This window comes from uncultured Brachyspira sp. (genome assembly GCF_949287625.1).
Lineage (GTDB): Bacteria > Spirochaetota > Brachyspiria > Brachyspirales > Brachyspiraceae > Brachyspira.
In genome coordinates this window covers 1-17362 of the sequence record NZ_CASEGO010000013.1, presented here as the reverse complement: position 1 = coordinate 17362, position 17362 = coordinate 1, and the positions used below count along the sequence as shown (strand labels likewise).

General features: G+C 26.6%; 11 protein-coding genes and 2 pseudogenes. 7 read left to right on the top strand and 6 right to left on the bottom strand.

Features of this window, described 5'->3' with window-relative positions:
• Window positions 1-38: 38 nt before the first annotated feature.
• Window positions 39-1091: a hypothetical protein gene (locus Q1X91_RS04220; protein ID WP_300753677.1), complete on the bottom strand. Its 1053-nt coding sequence runs from the start codon at window positions 1089-1091 to the stop codon at window positions 39-41.
• A gap of 457 nt (window positions 1092-1548) precedes the next feature.
• Between Q1X91_RS04220 and Q1X91_RS04215 the strand changes: the two genes are divergently transcribed.
• The 5 genes from Q1X91_RS04215 to Q1X91_RS04195 all read left to right on the top strand — a co-directional run bounded on the left by Q1X91_RS04215 (window position 1549) and on the right by Q1X91_RS04195 (window position 7445).
• A complete protein-coding gene (locus Q1X91_RS04215) occupies window positions 1549-4185 on the top strand; it encodes a calcium-translocating P-type ATPase, PMCA-type (RefSeq protein ID WP_300753675.1) in 2637 nt (878 codons plus the stop codon).
• Between the two features lie 229 nt (window positions 4186-4414).
• Window positions 4415-5821 (top strand): lipopolysaccharide assembly protein LapB, encoded by a 1407-nt coding sequence (locus tag Q1X91_RS04210; RefSeq protein ID WP_300753673.1) that lies wholly within the window; start codon window positions 4415-4417, stop codon window positions 5819-5821.
• A gap of 126 nt (window positions 5822-5947) precedes the next feature.
• Window positions 5948-6529 carry an RlmE family RNA methyltransferase gene (locus Q1X91_RS04205; protein ID WP_300753671.1) on the top strand — a complete coding sequence of 194 codons (582 nt, stop codon included), beginning with the start codon at window positions 5948-5950 and terminating at the stop codon, window positions 6527-6529.
• Between the two features lie 23 nt (window positions 6530-6552).
• The gene (locus tag Q1X91_RS04200; protein ID WP_300753669.1) at window positions 6553-6975 is read left to right on the top strand and encodes a SoxR reducing system RseC family protein; all 423 of its coding nucleotides are present in this window, start codon (window positions 6553-6555) and stop codon (window positions 6973-6975) included.
• A gap of 20 nt (window positions 6976-6995) precedes the next feature.
• Window positions 6996-7445, top strand: coding sequence for a hypothetical protein (locus tag Q1X91_RS04195; protein ID WP_300753668.1), 450 nt, complete (start codon window positions 6996-6998; stop codon window positions 7443-7445).
• A 32-nt stretch (window positions 7446-7477) separates the two neighbouring features.
• Here Q1X91_RS04195 and Q1X91_RS04190 read toward each other — a convergent pair whose 3' ends face one another.
• Window positions 7478-9778, bottom strand: a complete 2301-nt coding sequence (locus Q1X91_RS04190; RefSeq protein WP_300753666.1) for a DUF3536 domain-containing protein — start codon at window positions 9776-9778, stop codon at window positions 7478-7480.
• Between the two features lie 181 nt (window positions 9779-9959).
• Here Q1X91_RS04190 and Q1X91_RS04185 point away from each other — a divergent pair, with 181 nt between their 5' ends.
• The gene (locus tag Q1X91_RS04185) at window positions 9960-11462 is read left to right on the top strand and encodes a DUF4836 domain-containing protein (RefSeq protein ID WP_300753665.1); all 1503 of its coding nucleotides are present in this window, start codon (window positions 9960-9962) and stop codon (window positions 11460-11462) included.
• Window positions 11463-11486: 24 nt separating this feature from the next.
• Window positions 11487-12209 carry a TlyA family RNA methyltransferase gene (locus Q1X91_RS04180; RefSeq protein ID WP_300753663.1) on the top strand — a complete coding sequence of 241 codons (723 nt, stop codon included), beginning with the start codon at window positions 11487-11489 and terminating at the stop codon, window positions 12207-12209.
• Here Q1X91_RS04180 and Q1X91_RS15595 read toward each other — a convergent pair.
• The 4 genes and pseudogenes from Q1X91_RS15595 to Q1X91_RS04155 form a co-directional block, all read right to left on the bottom strand.
• A pseudogene (locus Q1X91_RS15595) lies at window positions 12206-13411 on the bottom strand (cyclic nucleotide-binding domain-containing protein). The gene Q1X91_RS04180 and the pseudogene Q1X91_RS15595 sit on opposite strands and share 4 nt — an antisense overlap.
• A 51-nt stretch (window positions 13412-13462) precedes the next feature.
• Window positions 13463-14623: a cyclic nucleotide-binding domain-containing protein gene (locus tag Q1X91_RS04165; RefSeq protein WP_300753657.1), complete on the bottom strand. Its 1161-nt coding sequence runs from the start codon at window positions 14621-14623 to the stop codon at window positions 13463-13465.
• Window positions 14624-14763: 140 nt separating this feature from the next.
• Window positions 14764-15916, bottom strand: a pseudogene (locus Q1X91_RS04160) (cyclic nucleotide-binding domain-containing protein).
• A 114-nt stretch (window positions 15917-16030) separates the two neighbouring features.
• On the bottom strand, window positions 16031-17185 hold the full coding sequence (locus Q1X91_RS04155) for a cyclic nucleotide-binding domain-containing protein (RefSeq protein WP_300753655.1): 1155 nt from the start codon (window positions 17183-17185) through the stop codon (window positions 16031-16033).
• Window positions 17186-17362: the final 177 nt, after the last annotated feature.

Sequence of the window (17362 nt, the reverse complement as noted above, 5' to 3'; positions counted from 1 at the left end):
TTATGAATAGGTTTTTTAAATAATTTATTTATTATTGGTTAAGCACCTTGTTTTTTTAATGTAACAGTTCCGCTTCCGTCTGGTTTGGTATATACGGCCTGAGTTTTATCATCGCTAAATACAATTTTATGTTCTTGGGTAGGGTATCTTGAAGAGTATTTATATATTGTTAAAACATTTCCAGTAATTACAGGCGTATCATATTTGCTTAAAGTACTTAATGTTATTTGTCCTGCTGTAACAGTTAATGTTATAGTATTATCATCGGATACATATGTTCCAGTATATGTGCTGAATGAATCATGTCTTATTAATTTTTCATACTGAAGCTGATTATTTATCCAAGTATTTCCATATATCAATTTATTATTATAGAAGTATAAATCTTGTTTACTGGTTTTACCTCCGGACTGAGTATATGTTATTGTTAATACATTTCCGTTAGTTAATGAAGCTTTTGAATAATTTATAGCAAAGTTATCGTCCATATAGATTTGTCCTAAAGTATCTATAAGTATGTAGTATTTTTTACTATCATCGTAGTCATAATAGTAATAATTGTAAGAATATGATTTTAATCCTTCTATAGGCTCTCCGATAGGGGTGGAATATCCTTTTTGTGATGAATAGTTTTCCTGCTTAAATACAGCATTTGCAAAAAGATAAATATTTCCATCTTCTCCAAAGTTTAAAGTATACATTTCATCATTCATATCATATCCAGAAACTGTACTGCTGTCTTTTCCTGCTGTATATACTTGAAGTTTATTTTCAAGCAATATTCTAGTTGTTGCATCTACTACTGAACCATAACCATTATATATTGTATTACCATCTAATATATATCGTACATCAAGGCTTCCGTCTTCATATTGGGCATAATAGGCACCATTATGTTTTTGTAAAAATTCGTTTATTATAGAATTGTCTGTGGTAGCCTGCGGTTCTTTTGTTGTCTCTATAACATCACCGTTACCTACAACCTCTTCATATTTTAAAGGCTGTGTAGAATCTACAATAGATGCAGAACAGCTTATAAAAAATAATACAGCTAATAAACTTAATAATATTGATGAAAATTTCTTAATCATAATATTTTCCTATTTGTTTAATTTGCAGATTGTTTTTAGATTTTGTTTTCATATGATACATTATAAAGATATCGCAAGTATATAAAAAATCAATACATAACGTATATTTTTTTGTAACTATATATTACTTTTTTATATAATTTTATTGCTTAGTGTAAATATACGGAAAAAATTATGTTTTTTATTTACAAATATTGACATTATTTTTTTTTATGTTATTATAACCGACATACATAATTAAATACTCATGAGGGAGTAATTGGCGTATTTCACGCGGCAAAGCCAACATCGCAGCTCTTAATTAGTAGAGTTTGGTTAGCCTTAATTAATGAGACTCAAGTATAAATAAATCTTTAAGTATTAGTTTAATATTCTTTAATGATTTATTTATACATGAGTCTTTTTTATGCAATTTTAAAATTAATTAAATCAAAAATAATTAAATGAGAGGTAATTAATGAACGGTTTTTTAGGAAGTAAAGATGATATTCTTAAAACGCTTAATGTTGATCCTAAAATCGGATTAAATGAAGAGGGCAGAAAGGTCAGTTTGGAAAAGTATGGTGCTAATAGTTTTACAAAAGAAAAAGGTGCTACATTATTTCAAAAAATATTAGAAGCATTGAAAGAACCTATGATATTAATGCTTATATTTGCTGGTATAATTGCTATAGGCGTAAATACTGTTGCATATTTTAATGGCGGACATGCTGACTTTTTAGAATGCTTGGGTATATTTTTGGCTATAAGTTTGTCTATCACTATTACCATAGTTATGGAAGGTAAAAGTGCTAAGGCATTCGAGGCGTTAAATAGCATTAATGAAGATATTAGAGTAAAAGTTATAAGAGACGGAAATATAGAAATAATCAATCAGAAAGATTTGCTTGTAGGCGATATTGCCTTTATAGAAACAGGAAATAAACTTCCTGCTGACGGCAGATTATTAGAAAGTGTATCTCTTAATATAGATGAATCTGCTTTGACTGGTGAAAGCGAGCCTGTAGAAAAAGATGCAGAAGCTATACTGACAGATGAAAAAACTCCAGTAGCTGAAAGAATAAATATGGCTTATTCTGGATCCTTTGTTACTACTGGAAATGGTAAAATGGTAGTTACTTCTGTAGGTGATGCAACAGAGTTTGGTAAAATAGCGAGAGAACTTTCAAAAACAAAGAAAACTTCTACTCCTTTACAGGAAAAACTTGCTCTTTTAGGAAAAAGAATAGCGGTATTTGGTATAACTGCTGCTGTGATAGTATTTATTATTCAGGTTGTTAATTTTATAAGAACAGGTAATGCCAGTTTTGATACTATTTCTGAAGCATTTATTACAAGTATAGTATTGATTGTAGCGTCTGTTCCAGAGGGGCTTCCTACAATAGTTGCCGTTTCACTTTCTATAAACATTATAAAAATGGCAAAACAAAATGCTTTAGTAAAAAAGATGGTAGCATGTGAGACTATAGGAAGTGTTAATGTTATTTGTTCTGATAAGACTGGTACTCTTACAGAAAATAAAATGACATTAAATAAATTATTTGCAAACGGTGAATATATAGAAGCTGAAAATATTAAAAATGATAAGATTATAAAAAACTTTGCTATTAACTCTACAGCTGATGTTGATTATAAAGATAATCAGGCTAAGTTTTTAGGTAATCCTACAGAATGTGCATTATTAGTGGCAGCAAGCAAGTCTGGATTTAATTATAAAGAGATAAGAGAGAAATCAAAAATAATATATGAATATCCTTTCTCATCAGATACAAAAAATATGACAACCGTTGCCAAAATAGATAATGAAACTATTGTGTTTACAAAAGGAAGCCCAGAAAAAATAATGGCTATGTGTACTATTGGAGAGGCTGAGAGAAAAGGTATTGAAGAGGCAATAGAAAAATTCCAAAATGAAGCTAAACGTGTAATAGCATTTGCTCACAAGATAGCTGATGATAATGTTGAAAATGTTAGAGAAAAACTTGAAAGCAATATGATATATGATGGATTTGTAGCAATATCTGATCCTGTTAGAAAAGAGGTTTATGATGCAGTTGAACAATGCAGAAGTGCTGGAATAAACATAAAAATGCTTACTGGTGATAATATAGTTACAGCGACTGCTATAGCAAGAGAATTAAAAATACTTAATGAAAACAGCATAGTTCTTGAGGCAAAAGATATTGATGCTATGGACGACAGCACATTAAAACAAAATTTAAGCAAGATATCAGTTATAGCAAGAAGTACTCCTACAGTAAAAATGCGTGTAGTTAATGCTATAAAAGAGATGGGTAATGTAGTTGCTGTTACAGGAGACGGTATCAATGATGCTCCAGCGATTAAAAATGCCGATGTTGGTGTTGCTATGGGTATAACAGGTACTGAAGTATCAAAAGAGGCTAGCGATATAGTTCTTCTTGATGATTCATTTGCTACTATTGTTAAAGCTGTTCAGTGGGGACGAGGAATCTATGATAATTTCCAGAGATTTATACAGTTTCAGCTTACAGTTAATTTAGCTTCTGTAGTGGTTGTTCTTATTTCTACATTAACAGGTTTTAAATCTCCTTTTTCTGCCATACAGTTATTATGGATAAATATAATTATGGACGGACCTCCAGCTATAGCTTTAGGATTAGAACCTATAAGAGATAATTTAATGAAAAGAATGCCTACAAAAAGAAATGCAAGCATTGTAACTAAAAAAATGATATTTAAAATAGTGTTCTCAGCAGCAGTAATGATTACATTATTTATGCTTCAAAGCAAATTAAATATACTTAATGTTACAGAGGCTGAACAGTCTACTGTATTATTTGTTATGTTTGTAATGTTCCAGATATTTAATTCATTCAATAGCAGAGAATTGGGTTTTGACAGCGTATTTAAATATTTTTTGAATAACAAACTAATGCTTTTGAGTATGGCTGCTACTTTTATACTTCAAATATTGGCAACTCAGTATGCAGGAGGATTTTTCAATACAGTTCCTTTAAGTGTAAATACTTGGCTAAAAATTATTGGAATATCATTAGTTGTTATTATAGCTGCTGAAGTTTTGAAAATATTTATAAGGTTGTTTAAAAGATAATTGTGTTTAATTTTTATGTTTGAGTAAAATTGATTTGCAGTTATGGGGAATTATTCTCATAACTGCTGATTTTATTTTTGATATAAAAGTTAATATTTATATTATTTTACATAATTAAAAAAAGTGAGTTTTTATAGGAAAATTATTTTTAATACTTTAAAAGTATTGTAAAAAAATCCGAATTTATATATAGTATATATAGAATAATAAAAAATAAAAAGAACAGAGTATGAACTATAGTATTTATATTTTAGTATTTATATGTGTATTTGTTACACTACTTCTCATATTAAAGAAATTTTTTTTCGGCAGTAAAATGTCTAAAAATTCTGATATAGATAAAGTTAATTCATTTATCTCAGAAGGAAAGAATGATATGGCTTTACTTAAGTTAAAAGATATTTTAGCTAAAGATAAGTCTGGTACTAAAAGAGCAAAAATACATGCTATGATAGGCGATTGTTATGCTAATATGGAAGAGTATTCTTTTGCTATAGTAGAATACAGACATGCTATAGATGACGGATATAATACTCCAGAAACTATTTTATCATTGGCGAGAGCTTTGGATAAAATAGATAGAAAAGAAGAGGCTTTGGCTCAGTATCTTACTTTATTAAAAGAAGAAGATTATAAATTAATAGTTGATATAGAAATAGGTACTATATATTATAAAAATAGGCAGTATGATACAGCTATAAAATATTTCTCTGATGCTATAGATATACAGCCTAATAATCCTGAAGCTTTAAAATATAAGGCTTTTTGTTTTGTAAATATAGGTAATTATAATGAAGCTATATCTATTATGAGCAATGTATATAAAAAAATGCCTGATGACCCAATATTAAACTATAATTTGGGAAGGGCATATAAAGGCAGAGATGATTATAAAACAGCTATTAGATACTATTCTGTTTCTTATAAAGATAAAGAATATGCTGTAAAATCATTGTATGAAATGGGGCTTTGTTATCTTAAACTTGAAAATATAGAATCTGCTATAAAAACTTTAGAAAAAGCTATAAATTATGAAAGCTATGATAAAGATTTGAATTTAGCTATACTTTATACTTTATCAGAATGCTATGATATAGTAGGTAATATTAATAAATCTATGGAAATATTGGAAGGCATTATAGTAATAGATCCTAATTACAGAGATGCTAATGAAAAACTTAATAATTACAAAGATTCCAGATATAGTGAAAATATTAAAAAGTTCTTCAAATTGGAAGGTGATGACTTTATCAATACAGCTTTAAAAATTACAGCAAGTATAGGTCTTATACCATATTCATTAAAAACTACGGACAAAAAGTATTTAATAGTTTTTGCTAAAGAAAGCAACAGTCCTCATTCTCCAAAAAAGATAATATATTTTAGAACATCTTACAGCCCTATATTTAATGATGAGCTTGTACATTTGTATGAGTATGCTGTAAATGCTAATATTGCTAATTCTGTGCTTATAACTTGTGCTATGATAAGTCCGGACGCTATAAGGTATGCGGCTATGTCTAGGATAGATATAGTGGGAATAAAAAGGCTTGAAAATTTATTAGAAAAAGCTGCTCTTACCAATTTGCCTGTAGGGGTTACCAGAACTGAAGAGAAATTGAATTGGGTATTATAAAGTTTATTATTAATATTATATAGATTATAAAGAGCAATAGATTTTATTCTATTGCTTTTATTTTTTTTATATTATAATATCTTATCATATTGCTGATTGATTATTAATTACAGGTTGAATTTCACAATGAAAAAGGTACAGGATTTTTATTTTAAAAAGGCTAAAGAGGAAAACTATAAAGCAAGAAGTGTTTTTAAATTAGAAGAGGCACAAAATAAATTCAAGTTTATAAAATCATCTGATATAGTTCTTGATGTAGGCTGTTCTCCGGGATCTTTTAGTCAGTATATGCTCAATAAGATACTAAAAACAGGCTCTGTTGTAGGGGTTGATATACTTCCTAATTCATTTGCTCATCAGAGATTTACTTTTATACTAGGCGATATAAAAGATATGGATGCTTCAAGTTTTAATAATACATTATTTGATGTTGTTGTAAGCGATGCTATGCCTAATACTACTTCAGACAGAGAAACTAATCATTTCAGGTCTGTTTCTTTATGCAGGGCTATATTTAATTTGGCTAAAGAAGTATTAAAAGATGGAGGGTATTTTTTTATAAAGATATTTGACGGAAAAGATTTGCAGATGTTCAAGAAAGAATTGTCCGAATATTTTGAGAGTGTAAATGTATTTAAGCCTAAAAGCTCAAGAGATGAGAGCAGGGAAGTGTTCTTATTTTGCAAAAATTTTAAAAAGATTATTTAATTAAACATAAGGATAGTATAAAAATGAGAAGAGAATTTGCTTTGGTATTAGAAACTTATAGTAATAATGTAGCTAAAGTTGAACTTCAAAGAAGTGCAAGCTGTGATGGATGCACTATGTGTTCTAAAGGTAAACCCATTGTACTTAGGGCTTTTAATAATATAAATGCTGATAAAGGAGACAGTGTAGTTATAGAGGTAGAAGAATTAAAAAAGGGAACTAATTTTTTTGTTTATGTTATTCCTTTAATATGTCTTATAGTCGGATATTTTATAGGAGCATATATAACCAAATTGGCAAATATAGAACATGATCTTGGACCTATATTTTCTTTTGCCGTATTTTTTATATATGTTATTTTTGGTATATTGAGATTAAAAAAAGACAATAAAATAATAGCTAATATTATTTGCAAGAATGACGTTATTGAAAACTATAGCAAATAATATTTTAAGGCTTTTTATAAATGAAAAAAATAATATCAACCGTAATAACAATTGTTTTGGTATCAATTATAACATATTTATTTATTTCTAAGGACAAACCTTATGAAGAATTTTATACTATAGGCGATGATGCAGTCTCTTCAGTTAATAAAATTACTGGCCTTAAAATTCACCCAAGAACAGATATATCAGATGAAGGTGATATAAAAATATTAACTTTTGATAAGGTAGATGATGTTCTTGCTTATAGTGTAAGATATGCTGATTATTTATGGAAAAATGAGGGTTATTATATTACAACAAATTATAAATTTGGAAAAGAAGACTACGGAAAAGTTGAATTGGCTAAAAATTCTTCTGAAGCTGGTAAGGTTATTAGAATAAATGTTGACTGTAATACTAATAATTCTTTTAAAGTTGTTTTGAGCTTAATTAACGGAAGTTTAATAATGAGAAATACTAATGAGTAATAATAATTTTATTATTACTCATTAGATTAATTTTATATATTATCCATATTAAAGTTGAGCCAATATCCAAGCTCTTTAAATGATTTTTTCTCTTCATCTCTCTCGAATTTTATGTCGCCGCTTTTGTATTTTTGAAGTATTTTATAAAAAATGTTTTCAAATGTGTTTCTGTCTATAGGCATATCATTATTTGATAAAAATTTTATATCTCTAAGAAGATCATGAGTTATAAACGGATTTCCAGTATTGTATAATTCATTTAATGCTGTTTTTATATTGTCTCCTATTAAACTTGATATACCGCTGTTTGATATAAATATTCCAGCATTTCTAGCATCTTTCAAATCTTCAGAAACCTCATCATAAGCATCGCGTCCCCTTTCAGTAATTTTTTCTCTAAGTATAGGAGAAGCCATAGCTCCCATTATTCTTCTGTAGTCATAGTCTGGAGTTATGCTATTTAAATTAAAATATGTAAATAGTTTTCTGTATTCTGGGTATATTTGATGCATTAAAGTATCTAGTTTTTTGATATCATCTTCGAATAAACTGTCTGCTAATTTATCTCTTATATCTGAGGTTAGATCTTTCAAATACATTGTGTAAATTGTAGCTTTATCTAAATTATCATAAACTTCTGATATTTGAATTTGATTTTTAAACTCATGATTTTCTTTAATCATATGAACTTTAAAATATATATCTGCTGCTATATTATCTATTAATATACCTTCTACATAATTTTTTTCTATTTTAGTTGATTTTATTTCATGTTTGAAAATATTTATATTAATATCTCTGTATTCAGAGGCTGCAAGGTTAAATATAAAATAGTTTATAACATAAAGTTTAGTAAATACATCAACTTTAGCTTCTTTCTCATAAAAATATCTTGCATTATGATGTTCAGGTTTATTGCTTATAGATTTTTCTAATGTTTTTAAAAACTCTTTATGTGCATCATCTACAAAAGAAACATTTTTATCTTTTACTAAGAGTCTTGCATAATGGAAAGACTGCTCAGCATACTGCATATTTTTTATAGGTTCAAGCCTTGATACATCTTCAAAAAACCAGCCGCATGAAGTATATGAGAACAAAGAGTATTTATAGGATTCCATTAAGAATACAAACTCTTTAAATGATATATATTTGCTGCATATTTCGTATAAATCTTTTGCATCCAAGTCATTGTATATAGCACGTACATATTCTTCTCTTAAAGAGTTTCTAGTTTCATCTGTGAAGTCTAAAAACTCGGCAAATAATTTATCCTGCATTTTTCTTAATATATCGAAAGCATCACGTAAAGGACCTCTCCAAGATAAATCAAGTCCTTCCCAGCCTCCGCATCCGCAGTTGCTTCTCCACCTTTCTACACCATGTGAACAGCTCCAAGATGTTCCTCTTCTTCCAGTACCTTCATGAAGTATAACCTCTTCCATAGGAGGATACATACTTAAATAATGTTCGTAATTAGTAGGAGTAATATTATCATAGTATACATTTTCTTTAAAATATCTTGCCAAGCACATATCAGCAAATGGTTCATGATGTCCGTAAGTTTCTCCGTCAGTTGCTATATTAACAAGTCTTTTTTCTCCGTATGCATTTCTGATTCTTTCTGCAAGTTTATCCGAAGATGTGAGTAAATGTTCAAATGCTATTGACTGAGATATATAATGATCATAGAAAAATACAGCAACTCTTTTTCCATTATGTCCGTAAAGCCAATAAGGTTTTGATGTATCTATTTTAGCACCTGAAACATCTACAGTAGTGATATTTTTTACATAATGTGCCTGATAAGGAGATAGTATCGTAAACTTAACTCCGCAGTCATATAAAGCATCAACTACGTCCAAATTTATAGCAGTTTCTGAAAGCCACATACCGCTGGATTTTCTTCCGAAATATTTTTCAAAGTTATATAATCCCCATTTTATCTGCACTCTCATATCTTCTTTTTTTGCTAACGGAAGTATTATATGATTATATACCTGAGCAATAGCGTTGCCGTATCCTAGTCTTGCTATACTTTTTTTATCAGCTTCTAATATTCTTTTTAATAGATCTTCTCTTGTTTTTGCTATATAATCAATAAGTGTAGGTCCGAAATTAAAACTAATATATTCGTAGTTATTGGACATATCAGTTATTCTGCCGTATCCGTCTAATATTCTGGAATAGGCATTAGGACTGTAGCATTCATTTGTTATTCTTTCATTCCAATCATGAGCCGGAGCTGCACTTGCTTCCTTCTGTATTTCACCCAGAAAAGGATTTTCTCTAGGTGGCTGGTAGAAGTGTCCATGCAGTATTAAATATCTCATAATTTGTCCTGTAAAAATAAAAATAAAGTAGATTTAATGATTATAAGTAATTTATATATATTTGCAAGATTTTTTTATATTATATCAAAATTTTTTATTTCTAAATTTGATTATACTTGACTTTTAATTACAGTCTAATATAATATGTTATAGGTAATAATATAACTTTGAAGGAGCCGTTATGAAGAGGGTAGTATTAGTAGCATTATTTTTATTGATATTTAGCACATTTATATATGCTGTAGATAAAAAATATATACCTAATAATGCTGACAGTGTTTTTTCCTTAAATGCAGATACTCTTGCACAGAAATCTGAAATTAATTTGCAGGAGCTTTTAAATGAATGGTTTATGCAGAAATATGCTGACAGATATTTAGAATACAGAAATGATGAGTTCGTAGCTGAGGTTATGACTAATAGATTAAATGATTATATTGATTTTTCTAAAACAGCAAGAGTGGTTTTCTTCAATGGATATCAGCAAATGTCTATAATGCTCGATGTAAAAGATATTACTGAACTTGATAAATTAATGATAAAAATGTCTAGCCAAGAAGATAAACTTGTTTCTGTTGCCGACAATGCTGCATACAGATATTTAGCTTTAGATGAATATAATTTAATATCTTGGAATAAAGATATATTTACAATTAATTTGAAATTAAAAGATAATTATTGGTATAATGAAGACTTAAATAAAGATTATATAACAAATATAGCTAATTACATATTTATTAATAATACCCCTTTAGATAATGAAACTTTTTTATCATTAGAAAATGAGACTAATGATGCTTATGTTTGGGCTAATTTATCAATATTGGCTGATGATACTTCTGATTTTGCTAGATTTTTATTTGGAAGAAGTTATGACGGCATACCAAGAGATAGTTATAAAGATGCGATTCTTACTACAAAAATGAGTTTTAATAATGGAGAAGCAAATGTAATGGTTGATAGTTATACTCCGAATTATCCTTATAATGCTTCGCTTTTGAAAAAACAGTTAGCTGAGAATATATACAGCTTTGCTAATGGTGAAAATAATTATGGTTTTCTTTCTTTGGCATTCAACAGTAAGGAACTTGCAAATCATATGAGAAGTATTATGGGAGATATAAATAATCTTCCATTTGAAGAAGAATTGAAAGTTTTGGAAGAATACAACATTGATGTTTATAAGTTTATAGAACTTTTAGGCGGGGATATATTCGTATCTGTATGGGATAATCCTGATAATAATACAGATCCTAATATACTTGCTTCTATTTCTATAACTGATACAAATTCTGTTGAAATGATACTTAAAAGTTTATCTGAAGATTCTTCTGATGATATTTATACAATAAGCGGATATTTATGTTATATAAAAGATTCTATATTATATGTTTCAAGTAATTCTGATATTATAGATTCTATTATTAATGGAGAGCTTCCTGCTTCATCAATAGCTAGTGATAAACTTGATTTGGCAAAAAATAATACTATGTCTTTATATTTAGAGTTTAATCCTAATTTATCATTATATGGTGTAGGAGATGACTATGCAGAGGCATTTGAATCTATGTATTTTACTTCTAATATATTGGATAATAATCATACTCAAATGATTTTCAAAATTAATACAAGAGATAAAGAAAGAAATTCGCTTTATATAATAAAATCTTTTCTTGGATTGTAATAATCATTATATATTTCTTATAATATGAGATTAGATGAATATGTTTATAAAGAGGGATACACAGATAGCAGGTCTAAAGCACAGGATATAATACTTGCTGGCTGTGTATTTGTAAACGGCGTAAAAGTAACTGCTAAGGCTCAAAAGATAAAAGATACAGATAATATAGATGTTGTTCAGAATATAAAATATGTATCTAGGGCTGGAGATAAACTTGAAAAGGCATTTTCTGTATTTGATATATCTGTAGACGATAAAATATGCTTGGATATTGGGGCATCTACTGGCGGTTTTACAGACTGTCTTCTTCGTTATGGTGCTAAAAAAGTTTATGCTTTAGATGTTGGGCATAATCAGCTTGTTTATAAACTTCGTTCTGATAGTAGGGTAGTTTCTATAGAAGATTTTAATGCTAAAGATATAAAAAGGGAAATGTTTAATGATGAAATACCTTCAGTTGTAGTAAGCGATGTTTCTTTTATATCCGTTTCTAAAATAGCTCCTGTAATATTTAAAGAATTAAATGATTTAGAGTTTTGGGTTAGTTTAATAAAGCCTCAGTTTGAAGCAGAACGAGGAGATGTATCAAAAGGAGGCATTATTAAAGATGATATTTTAAGAGATAAAATAGTAAATAATGCTATTAATAGGATTACTAACTCTGGATTTAAAGAGATAAACAGAACAGTATCTCCTATAAAAGGCTCTAAAGGCAATATAGAATATTTATCACATTTTATTATTTAATTATTATTTTCTATTTTATATGAGTTTCTTTGTTTGTATATATCATATTCTTTATAAAACTCATCTACGTTATTAACAACTAAATAACCGCCGTCTAATATACTTAATGCCTTTATTTTTTTCAAATCATCTTCTATGTTTGGTTTGTATTCTATACCTATCATAGAACATATATCATTTATATTATATTGAAAACTTATTCTGCTTAAACTTTTAAATAATAATTCATTTTTTATTAATGCTTCTATAATGATTACAAATTTACTTACTATATTATTAGCTTTAAATGCTCTTATTCTTGATATTGTACCGTATATTCTCATACTCATTATTTTTACAAAATATAATCTAAGATTTCTGTCTGACTGCACCAAATTAACAGCATCCTCTTTTTTTATTAATTCTATTATTGAGTCATGGAGAACTATTGCAGTTGTTAAAAGTAATTTATTTTTTGAAAGCGGAGAATATCCGTTAAGTACATCATTTGTAGATAGTACTCTTCTTGTAACCTATCTATTATCAAATATATTATAAACCCCAATTTGACCATACTTTATAACATATAAATAATCACTTGCCTGAAGCTCTGTATAAATACAAGTTCCTTTTTTGTATTTATATATATTATCTTCAATATTTTCTGCTTCTTCTATAGGTTTGATATTCCCAAATAAATTATTAAGTTCTTTTATTTTATCTTCATTATTTGGATATAATTCAGCGTATTTTTTGTATAATTTATAAGCAGCATCTTTAAATCCGTTTTTAGAATATATTTCGCACATTTCTATTATGTTAATATTGCTCATTTTATTGTGATGACTATTATAGTATGGATTGTTTTCTTTATTTAGAAAATAATAATATCTGTTAAGCCATCTTTCTATGTTAATTAAAAGATAATCGTATATTTTATTAATAAGATTTAAATTATCCATTTTTTCTATTTCATTAATATTCATCTCTATTACTTCTACGTCTTCTAAAGCTTTAACAGTTGAAAAATAAGGTTCATTTAAAACGGCATTAAATAATCCTATAATTTCTCCTTCTTTATATTCTATAGTATAATTATCAGCGAAATAACTGTATACAATAACGCTTCCTTTTTTTATTATAAAGAAAGTATATTTAGGTTCTTGCCCTTCTATAAAAATAGTAGCAGATTTATTAAATTTAATAGTATTATAATTTAACATAGTTGATCCATATATAGTTTGTGTAATATTTTAATACATTTATAGAGTATGTCAATAATTATTTTTTTGATATTCATGATATTCTTTGAAAAAATTATTTATATTAGTTATTTTTATGTATTTATCTTTTACAATTTCTACAGATTTAATTTTTCTTAAATTACCAAGAATATCATCTTTAGATATATTATTCATTGAGTTTTTTATATCATCTAATGTATGAGATAATAGCAGATTTTCTGGTTCTTCAAATAAAATTTCTATTTTTAATATAGTAGATATTATTATAAATAATTTTAAGGTTATATTTTCTTCTTCTATAGCTCTTATTTTATATAAAATATTCATAATTTTTACAGACATCATTTTTATATTGTATGATCTTAATTGTTTATCTTTAATAATCATCTCTAAAAACTCTTCTTTTTGTAAAGTTTTTACATAAGATGTTTCTAATGCTATTGCTGAAGTTAATAGAGGTTTATAGTCTGATTTTGGACCGTATCCGTCTAATATATAATTCTTTCCATATGCATCTCTTAATAAAAGATCCCCATTAATTGCATTATAAATGCCTATTTTTCCAGACATTATTATATATAAAGAATTACTTGGTTTTAATTCGGTATAAATACAGCTGCCTTTCATATATAAGTATATATTATCACTGAATTTTTTAGGCGGAGCCATAGCTTGCAATTTTGATAATTCTATTCTTGCACCTTCTACATTTTCTGCATAATCAAATTCTTTTATATAGTCAGCATACAATTTATAAGCAGCATCATAAAATTCATTTTTTTTATATATTTCAGCTATAACAAAAATATTATCTTTATAATATAAGTCTACTTTATTTTTTACTAAATTACTATAATATTTAGAAAGCCAAGTTTCAAGTGTGGAGTTCAAATAATCATATATTTTCTTTATTAAATCTGTATTAGTTAAATTTTTAACATCAGATAAATTCATTTCTATCACTTCTGTATCTTCAGTTGTTTCCATTGTTACAAAATAAGGCTCATTTGTTGCTAAATTCATAAGTCCAGCAATAAATCCTATATCATATTCTCTGTCATAATTTTTTGAATTACTTGAATATGATTTAGCTTTTCCCTTAGTGATTATGTAAAATACATCTTTGGGATAGTTCCCTTCTTCATAGATTAAATAATTTTTTGGAAATTTCGAAGTTTTGTAATTGTTCATCTTATAATATTTATGTTAATTATTTTGCTGCTTTTAATTATAATTATTTTTGAAAAAAAAACAAGAAAATTTAATATATTAGCGAAATATTATGTTTTTAATATTTTTGTTGTTTGGCATATTATATTTTATTCTATGTATTAAACTGTATATTTTTTGTATTCTTCAAAATAGTTCTGAAAATTTGATACTCTTATGCTATTAAGAGAATCTAATTCTACATATTTTATTTTATTAAGTGATGCACTTATTTCTTTATTACTATGTTCTATATTTAACATATTTTTTAAATCTTCTATTTGATAAGGCAGATTAACATATTTAGTTTTATTAAATAAAGTTTCTATTTTAAGAATCGAGTATATTAAAATGATTAATTTCATGTTCAATTCTTTTGCATTGATTGCTTTAATTTTTAAAATAGCACTATTAATTTTTGTTGCTGTAATTTTTATATAATTAGCTTTAAACTCCGGATCTGTATTTATTATATTCATTAAATTTTCTTTTTGCAAAACTTCTATTGTAGAATCTTCAAGTACTATAGCCGTTGTAAAGAGTGCTTTATATTCTAAAACAGGTCTGTAGCAATTTATGATGTATCCAGAAGGGTAAATAAGTCTCACAGTTTGTTTTGAGTTTACAATACTATATATTCCTACTTTTCCAGATTTAATAATATATATTGCTGCTTGGTTCAAGTTCTGAATATAGGCAGTATCCTTTTTTTACTTTATAAATATTTTCTCTTATTTTTTGAGGTTTATCTGCAGGTCTTGTATGAAGTATTAATCTTTTAGCATCATTTATATTAGAATCATCTTCAAAAAGTTTTATACAGCTGGAACATATTTTGTATGCAGCATCTGAAAAATTATTATTATTATAAATGTTTGCTATAGTTAATATATCTTCTTTATTATACAAATCCACTTTATTTTTTGTAATTATAGTATAATATTTACTTAGCCAGCTTTCTAATATATATGAGAAATAATTTGAAATTTTATCTATTAAATTATAATTATCTATTTTGATGAGATTTTCTGCTTTTATTTGTAAAAGTTCTGCATCTTCTACTGCTTCAACTGTTGAATAGTATGGTTCACCTGTTATTGCAGAGATTAATCCTATTATATCTCCTTCTTTATAATAACTTGTATGTGTTTCATAAAATTTATTGTAGGCTGCAGCTTTTCCTTTAACTATTATATAGAAATATTTTTCTGCTTCTTCACCATCTTTAAATATGATATCCGATTTTTTAAATTGTACTTTAGTATACTGTTCCATTTTTCTCTATTATATTTTATATATAATAATTATAATGTACAATATAATTATGTCAATAATAAAAAATAAAACTATAAACTCTTTATAGGAAAGTCTATTACTAATAAAAAATGATTATTTTGTATAATCTTCATATTCTTTTAAATAATTTTCAGCATCAATTACTGTAATATTATCAAAAGTATCTAATTTTATATATTTAATTTTTTCTAATTCAGAATATATTTTTTTATTTTCCGCATCTAAATTAATCATATTTTTTATATCATCTATTTTATATATAAGGTTAATACATTTTTGCATAGTAAATAATGTTTCTATTTTTAGAATAGAATATATAATTAATATAAGTTTATATCTTATATTTTCTTTATTTACCGCTTTTATTTTTAATACTGTACTTATAACTTTAATTGAAGTCATTTTTATAAATTTTATTCTAAGTTCCACATTGCTGTATAAAGTTTTTATAAGTTCATCTTGATTTATAATTTCGATTACAGAATCTTCTAATGCTATTACAGTTGTGAGAAGAGGTTTATATTCAAGTACTGGACTATAACCATTTATAATATAGCCTGCTGGATACACCGCTCTTGTAACATATTTTCCATTCATTATATTATATACGCCCAATTTTCCAGACTTTATATAATATATATTATTACTTATTTCTAACTCACTATATATGCAGTATCCTTTTGTGATTTTTAATAAATCTTTCTTGATGTATTCAGGTTTTTTAGCTGGGTTTAAAAATTTTATAAAATCTTTAACTTTATCGATATTAGTATCTTCTTCAAATAAATTTAAATATGCTCTACAAAGTTTATAGCTTGCATCTTCAAATCCGCTGTCTTTATAAATACTTGCCATAGTTATAATATCTTCTTTATTGTAAAGATCTATTTTATTTTTAGTGATTATTGAATAGTATTTGCTAAGCCAATTTTCTAGTATAAAAGATAGGTAATTTGATATTTTATTTATTAAATGTTTATTATTTAACCTGCTAATATTTTCTATTTTTATTTGCCATAATTCACAATCTTCTGCTGTTTCAGATGTGGAATAGTAAGGCTCTCCAGTAATGGCCTGTATTATTCCTATAATACCTCCTTCATTATATGTGATAGTGTAATTATCGCAAAAATTATTATATGATAATATTTTTCCTCTGGATATTATATAGAAATAATCTTCTGCCTTTTCTCCGCTTTTAAAAATAACGGTTCCTTTATTATATTTCACTAATTTGTATTTATCCATATACTTAATACACGTATAAAATATTTACAATTAGATTATAATGCTTATACAAATTATGTCAACTAAAATATTTTTTAATAATTGCACGGGTTCCATACATATTGCATTTAAGTATTCCTTAATTTCTTAAAGTATAGCATAGGAGTATCATAATTTAAAGTAGAATGTATTCTTTTA